Origin of the sequence: Streptomyces sp. SP17BM10, from assembly GCF_036322405.1 — a bacterium.
Lineage (GTDB): Bacteria > Actinomycetota > Actinomycetes > Streptomycetales > Streptomycetaceae > Kitasatospora.
The window spans coordinates 65,102-71,515 of the sequence record NZ_JAQYXB010000602.1; the positions used below are offsets into that span (position 1 = coordinate 65,102).

General features: G+C 73.7%; 5 protein-coding genes and 1 rRNA gene. All 6 read right to left on the reverse strand.

Annotation, left to right across the window (positions count from 1 at the left end):
• Positions 1-130: 130 nt before the first annotated feature.
• Positions 131-787 carry a YigZ family protein gene (locus PUR71_RS22080; protein WP_329928801.1) on the reverse strand — a complete coding sequence of 219 codons (657 nt, stop codon included), beginning with the start codon at positions 785-787 and terminating at the stop codon, positions 131-133.
• A 119-nt stretch (positions 788-906) separates the two neighbouring features.
• Complete coding sequence (locus PUR71_RS22085; protein ID WP_329928802.1) at positions 907-2,196, reverse strand: DUF6986 family protein; 1,290 nt, start codon at positions 2,194-2,196, stop codon at positions 907-909.
• Positions 2,197-2,329: 133 nt separating this feature from the next.
• Positions 2,330-3,868: a DUF2637 domain-containing protein gene (locus PUR71_RS22090; RefSeq protein ID WP_329928803.1), complete on the reverse strand. Its 1,539-nt coding sequence runs from the start codon at positions 3,866-3,868 to the stop codon at positions 2,330-2,332.
• Between the two features lie 201 nt (positions 3,869-4,069).
• Positions 4,070-4,735, reverse strand: coding sequence for a response regulator transcription factor (locus PUR71_RS22095; RefSeq protein ID WP_329928804.1), 666 nt, complete (start codon positions 4,733-4,735; stop codon positions 4,070-4,072).
• Positions 4,687-6,063, reverse strand: a complete 1,377-nt coding sequence (locus PUR71_RS22100) for a sensor histidine kinase (protein WP_329928805.1) — start codon at positions 6,061-6,063, stop codon at positions 4,687-4,689. Before PUR71_RS22100 ends, PUR71_RS22095 begins: the two co-directional genes overlap by 49 nt.
• A 265-nt stretch (positions 6,064-6,328) precedes the next feature.
• Positions 6,329-6,414, reverse strand: a 5S ribosomal RNA gene (rrf, locus tag PUR71_RS22105); the annotation flags it as partial.

The window sequence follows — 6,414 nt, forward strand, 5'->3', positions numbered from 1 at the left end:
CGGGCCACGTGAATACGTTCGAGTGAATCTGTTCAAGGCAATCCCGGCGTGGCGCGCCCCCGTGGGCTACGGTGGCCGACTGTGCCCGCGGCGGCGGGAGCCCCGCGACGGCGCGTGGGGTCGAAGCGGGCTACACCGGCACCTCGACGTACGTGCGGCCGGCCGCGACCGCCACCGCGGTGCCGCCGGTCGCCTCGGCCAGCCAGGTGTGGAAGTCCCCCACCTCCGGCTCCGGCACGCCGACCTCGATCCGCACCCCCGCCGCCCCGTAGGCGAGGTCGCTCACGGTGTACCCGGCCGCCCGCAGGTCGTTCTCCACCCGCCCGGCCCGCACGTGGTCCACCGTCACCGCCAGCAGGGCCACCGGCCGCCGCTCCAGCAGCCCGACCGCGTCCACCGCCTCCGACACCGCGCTCCCGTACGCCCGCACGAGCCCACCGGCGCCGAGCTTGATCCCGCCGAAGTACCTGGTCACCACGGCCACCGTGTCGGTCAGCCCGCGGCGGCGCAGCACCTCCAGCATCGGGACGCCGGCCGTGCCGCCCGGCTCGCCGTCGTCGTTGGAGCGCTCGCGGCGCTGCTCGTCGCCGACCACGAAGGCGGTGCAGTTGTGCCGCGCGTCCCAGTACTGCTTGCGGACGCCCGCGATGTACGCCTGCGCCTGCTCCTCGTCGGTGACGCGGGCGAGGTGGCAGATGAACCGGGACTTCTTGATCTCGATCTCGTGGCTGCCGGCCCGCCGGATGGTGAGGTACGGCCTGGGGGTGGGCTCCGGCGTGGCGGACATGCGCGGTGGTTCTCCCGGAAGACGGCGGAGGCTGGCGGCGCGCGCCCTGGGCGTGCGGGGCGGCACCGCCAGCCTAGTTGGCCGTGGCGGGAGGGCGGCCGGCGGTCAGCGGCCGGCGGTCAGCGGCCGGCGAGGGCGTCCAGCTGGGCGCGGTCCAGGCCGGTCAGGGCGGTGACCTCGGCCGGGTCGACCGCGCCGCAGTCCAGGCCGCGCAGCACGTAGCCGCTGAGCGCGCGGGCGGTGGCCGGCTCGTCCATCACGTCGCCGCCCGCCTTCGCGACGTACGCGGCGAGCCGGGCGCAGGCGGCCTCCAGGCCCTCGCGGTAGAAGGCGTACACCGCGGCGTACCGGGTCGGCAGGTGCGCCGGGTGCATGTCCCACCCCTGGTAGTACGCGCGGGCCAGCGAACGGCGGACGAGTCCGTGGTGGAGGTTCCAGGCCGCGTGGACCTGCTCGGTGGAGCCGGTCGGGACGACGTTGGTCGAGCCGTCGGAGAGCCGGACGCCGGTGCCGGCCGCGGCCACCTGCATGACGGCCTTCGCGTGGTCGGCGACCGGGTGGTCCATGCTCTGGTGGGCCGCGCTGACGCCGCAGGAGGCGCTGTAGTCGAAGGTGCCGTAGTGCAGGCCGGTGGCGCGGCCCTCCGCGGCCTCGATCATCAGGGCGACGGTGGCCCGGCCGTCGGGGCCGAGGATCGCCTGGGTGGTCTCGATCTGGATCTCGAAGCCGATCCGGCCGGCCGGCAGTCCGGCGCGCCGCTCGAAGTCCTCCAGCAGCCGCACGAGCGCGGTCACCTGCGCGGCGTAGGTCACCTTCGGCAGGGTGAGGACCAGGCCCTCCGGGAGCCCGCCGGTGGCGAGCAGCGTGGCCAGGAACAGCTCCAGGGTGCGGATGCCGCGGGCGCGGACCGGCGCCTCCATGCACTTGATGCGGATGCCGATGTACGGCGGGGCGCTGCCGTCCGCCACGGCGGCGGCGACGAGTTCGGCGGCGCGGACGGCGGCGGCGTCCTCCTCGGCGTCCGGGCGGGGGCCGTAGCCGTCCTCGAAGTCGATCCGCAGGTCCTCGATCGGCTCGCGCTCCAGCTTGGCGCGGACGCGGGCGTGCACGTCGGCGAGCAGGGCGTCGTCGGCGACGCCGAGGGCGCGGGCGAGCTCGGCCGGGGTGCCGGCGTGGGTGTCGAACGCTTCGAGGGCCTGGCGGCCCCACGAGCGGACGGTGTCGGCGGCGAAGGCGTCGGCCGGGACGTACACGGTGTGCACCGGCTGCCTGGTCCCGGAGTCGCCCGGGTAGCGGCGCGCCAGGTCGGCGTCGACCGGGGCGAGCAGCGCTTCCACGGCGTCGAGGGCGGCGGCGGAGAAGGAGGCCCCGCTCGTCGACCCGTTACCGTCGACCTCGACCTGCGACATCCGTACTCCTCCGCGCCGAACCATTGCTTCAACAGATTGTTGAGGCGAAGGTAGCTCCGACCGGGTCGGGCGTCAATGGCCGCCCGAGCGGTGGACGCGGGAGCGCGGCGGTGTCCGGCCGCCGATCGCCCGGTCAGTCCCTCCCGGCGGCGGCGTAGCGGTCGCGCAGCTGCGGGTAGAGCTCGGCGACGTCCTTGGGGTGCACCGAGCCGTCCGGGCGGTTGCCGGTCAGGCCGTACTCCTTGGTCAGCCACTCGGCGAGGCGCTGCGGGTCGGGGTGGTGCTCGAAGGTGTCGATGTACGAGACCAGCGCCTCGAAGGCCAGCTCCGGGTCGAGCCGCGCCGGAGCGGGGCGCGGTCCTGCGGCCTCGGCGGGAGCGCGCTCGTCGGCGCGCACGGCGGACTCGGCTTGGACGGGCTCCTGGGCGGGTGCGGGGTCCTGCTCCTGCTGCTGGGGCGCGGCCTGGGCCAGGGGCTTCGGCGCGGCCCCGGGAGCCGGCTCCTCGTCCAGCGGGCGCGGGGGCTTGAACCACGGGGAGGCCTGGCCGGGCACGCGGCCGCCCGGGCTGGCATCGGCCTGGTGACCGCCGGTGGTGCGCACCGGCCGGGTCGTCCACACGTTGAGCTCCTCGCGCGGCGACTGCGGAGCCTCCTCCTCCGTGCCCTCCGGCTCCTGGGCGGCGCGCAGGCGGACGGCGGCCAGCTTGGCGAGCATCGGCGCGGCCACCTCGGCCGAGAGCGGCGCGACGGCCGCCGGGGCCTCCTGCGGCTCAGGCTGCGGTGGCGTCTGGGGGCCGGGCTGCTGGACCTGCTGGACCTGCTGAGCCTGCTGAGCCTGAGGGGCCTGCTGGACGGGAAGCGGCTGGGCCTGACGCTGGTGCGGCTGCGGCTGCGGCTGCGGGGAGACCTCCGGACCCGCCGGGGCGATGGCCGCGGCGGCGCGCTGCTCCTGGGGCTGGAGCTCGCGGGCCTCCCTCGCCTCGCGCTCGCGGGCCTCCTCGTCCAGCCGGTCGAGCAGCGACGGGTCCAGCGGCACGCCGTACTTGGCGAGCTTCAACGGCAGGAGCGCCTGGATCGGGGCCGAGCGGCGCCAGCCGCGCCCGTACCGGAAGCGCAGCTGCGCCCGGTAGACCAGGCGGTTCTGCTCCAGCCGGACGACCTCGTCGTACGAGCGCAGCTCCCACAGCTTCATCCGCCGCCAGAGCCGGAAGGTCGGCACCGGGGAGAGCAGCCAGCGCATCATCCGGACCGACTCCATGTGCCGGTCCGCGGTGATCGCCGCGATCCGGCCCACCGCGTGCCGGGAGGCCTCGACGACCACGACGAACAGCACCGGGATGACGGCGTGCATCCCCATGCCGAGCGGGTCGCCCCACGAGGCGGCGGCGTTGAAGGCGATGGTCGCGACGGTCAGCACCCAGGCGGTCTGCCGCAGCAGCGGGAAGGGTATCCGCAGCCAGGTCAGGACCAGGTCGAGCGCCAGGAGGACGACGATGCCGGCGTCGACGCCGATCGGGAAGGCGTAGGAGAAGGCTCCGAAGCCCTTCTCCGAGGCCAGCTCCCGCACCGCGTTGTACGACCCCGCGAAGCCGATGCCCGAGATGATGCAGGCCCCGGCCGCGACGATGCCGAGCAGGCCGCGGTGGGCCTTGGTGAGCGTTGGGCGTGCCATGACGTCTATCAACCCCTGGATTTCGGCTGCTGCCGTGCGCTGCCTCGCTGCCGGTTCCCGCTGGTCGGGGGCGCCGGACGGCTGACCACCTCCGGGGCTCGGCCCACCGGAGTTTACTCGTACGCACGTTTCAGCGTTCGCACAGGCCGGAGCGTCACCGGGGAGGGCTTGGCCGGACCGCCCCCGGGACCGGGCGGGGCGTCAGGCCGTCCGCCCGGCCGTGCCGTTGAGGTAGGCGAGCACCGCGAGGACGCGGCGGTTGGCGTCCTCGTCCGGGGCGAGTTCGAGCTTGGTGAAGATGTTGGCGATGTGCTTGGCCACCGCGCCGTCGCTCACCGTCAGCCGGGTGGCGATCGCCGAGTTCGAGCAGCCCTCAGCCATCAGCTCCAGCACGTCGCGCTCGCGCGGGGACAGCCTCAGCAACGGCCCCGGGCGGCGGGCGGTCGTCTGCATCAGCTTCGCGATGACGTCCGGGTCCATCGCCGTACCGCCGGCCGCCACCCGGCGGACCGCGTCGATGAACTGGTCGGCGTTGAACACCCGGTCCTTCAGGAGGTACCCGATCCCGCCCGTGCCGTCGGCCAGCAGCTCCCTCGCGTACAGCTGCTGGACGTGCTGCGACAGCACCAGGACCGGAAGCCCAGTGATCTCCCGGCGCGCCTGGAGCGCCGCCTGCAGGCCCTCGTCCGTCAGCGTCGGGGGCAGCCGGACGTCGACCACGGCCACGTCCGGCCGGTGCGTCAGCAATGCCTCCAGCAGCTCGGGTCCCGTCTCGACGGCGGCCGCGATGGTGAAACCGTGCGCTTCCAGCAGACGGGTCAGACCTTCGCGAAGGAGGTAGAGGTCCTCGGCGAGGACAACTCGCACGGCAGCTCCAAGGTGATGGTGGTCGGACCGCCGGACGTACTGTCGATGGCGAGGACACCGTCGAAGGTACCCAATCGACGTTCGACGCCGCGCAGGCCCGTCCCCCGAGCGGGATCCGCCACGCCGACCCCGTCGTCCGTCACCGTGACCCGCAGCGAGCCGGCCCGGTACAGGATGTCCACCCAGACCTGCTCGGCGTGCGAGTGCTTGGCCGCGTTGGCCAGCAGCTCGCAGATGCTGAAGTAGGCAGCGGCCTCCACCGGGGCGGGCAGGCGGTCCGGCACGCTCACGCACACCTCCGTCGGCAGCGCGTTGTCCAGCGCCAACGCCCGGACGGCGTCGCCCAGTCCGCGCTCGGCGAGGACCGGCGGGTGGATGCCGCGGACGAGGTCCCGGAGCTCCTGAAGCGCCCGGGCCGAGGACTGCCGCGCCTCCGACAGCAGTTCGCGGGCGGCCGCCGGATCCGTGTCCATCAGGTGCTCGATGGTGCCGAGCGTCATCCCGATCGCGACCAGCCGCGCCTGCGCGCCGTCGTGCAGGTCCCGCTCGATCCGCCGCAGTTCGGCCGCCTGGTCGCCGACCGCGTCCGCCCGGGTCTCGGTCAACTCCGCGACCCGCTTGGTCAGCTGGGCGTGCGTGGCCCGGCCGTCCTGGTCCAGCACCCGACGCGCCAGCTCGGCGTAGATGCGCACCGCGAACGGCGTCACCAGCACCGCCACGGCCACCATGCCGAGGCCGAGGCCGACGTTCACCATCATCGACAGCTGGACCGGACGGATCGGCCCGAGCATGTCGGAGGACGTCTGCCCGGTGACCGCGTAGGACGTGCCGAGGAGGATGACACCGGCCGGCGGACCGGCCAGGGCCAGCACGGCCAACGGGTTCACCACGAGCCAGGCCATCTCGGCGCGGGTCGTCCGGTCCCGGAAGCTCCAGCGCACCAACTGCGCGTACTTCGCGACCGTCCGGGATCGGTGGTAGGAGTAGCCCGTCCACCAGTGCCCGCGCTCGTCCGCTTCCAGCGGCGGCATCGGCGCGTAGACGGCCGGCAGACGTATGCCGAACCAGCGCTCCAGCTGCCTGCGCGTGCGGTTCGCCGTGGGTCGGACGAAGAGCGCGGCCACCGAACTGCCGACGACGGCCGCGGCCGTCAGGGCCAGCAGCGCCACCGGGGAGTAGTGCGCCATCATCTCGGTCGTCACGACGCCGGCCAGCACGGCCGCCAGCACGGGCAGGCCGAACCCCGGCAGCGCTCCCAGCACCAGGAGGGCGAGCCGGGCCAGCCCCTGGCCGCCCGACTCCAGGGCCGCCTGGGCCTGAACGCGCACACCAGCGGCGTTGCTCGTTCGACTCGTTGGTGTCACGGAAGCTCCTGATGCCGGTCTCGATCGTCCACCATCAGTGTTCACGAAGCGGGCGCCACCGACACTGGCCATGCCACCCCAATTCGGGGGTGGACCTAGCACCACCTGCAGGTGGATGCAGCACGAGGGGATCGCTCGCACCGCCCGACGGATCGCCCGTGCACAGGTTGTTCCGGGGAATGCGAGAAGCCCCTGATCCGAAGGGATCAGGGGCTTCTCGTGAATGATTGTTCGGCGGCGTCCTACTCTCCCACAGGGTCCCCCCTGCAGTACCATCGGCGCTGTGAGGCTTAGCTTCCGGGTTCGGAATGTAAC

Bases quoted from the DNA above. Each gene is read 5' to 3' on its own strand.
- PUR71_RS22085 (WP_329928802.1), bottom strand. From the start codon at position 2,196: ATGTCGCAGGTCGAGGTCGACGGTAACGGGTCGACGAGCGGGGCCTCC.
- PUR71_RS22080 (WP_329928801.1), bottom strand. From the start codon at position 787: ATGTCCGCCACGCCGGAGCCCACCCCCAGGCCGTACCTCACCATCCGG.
- PUR71_RS22090 (WP_329928803.1), bottom strand. From the start codon at position 3,868: ATGGCACGCCCAACGCTCACCAAGGCCCACCGCGGCCTGCTCGGCATC.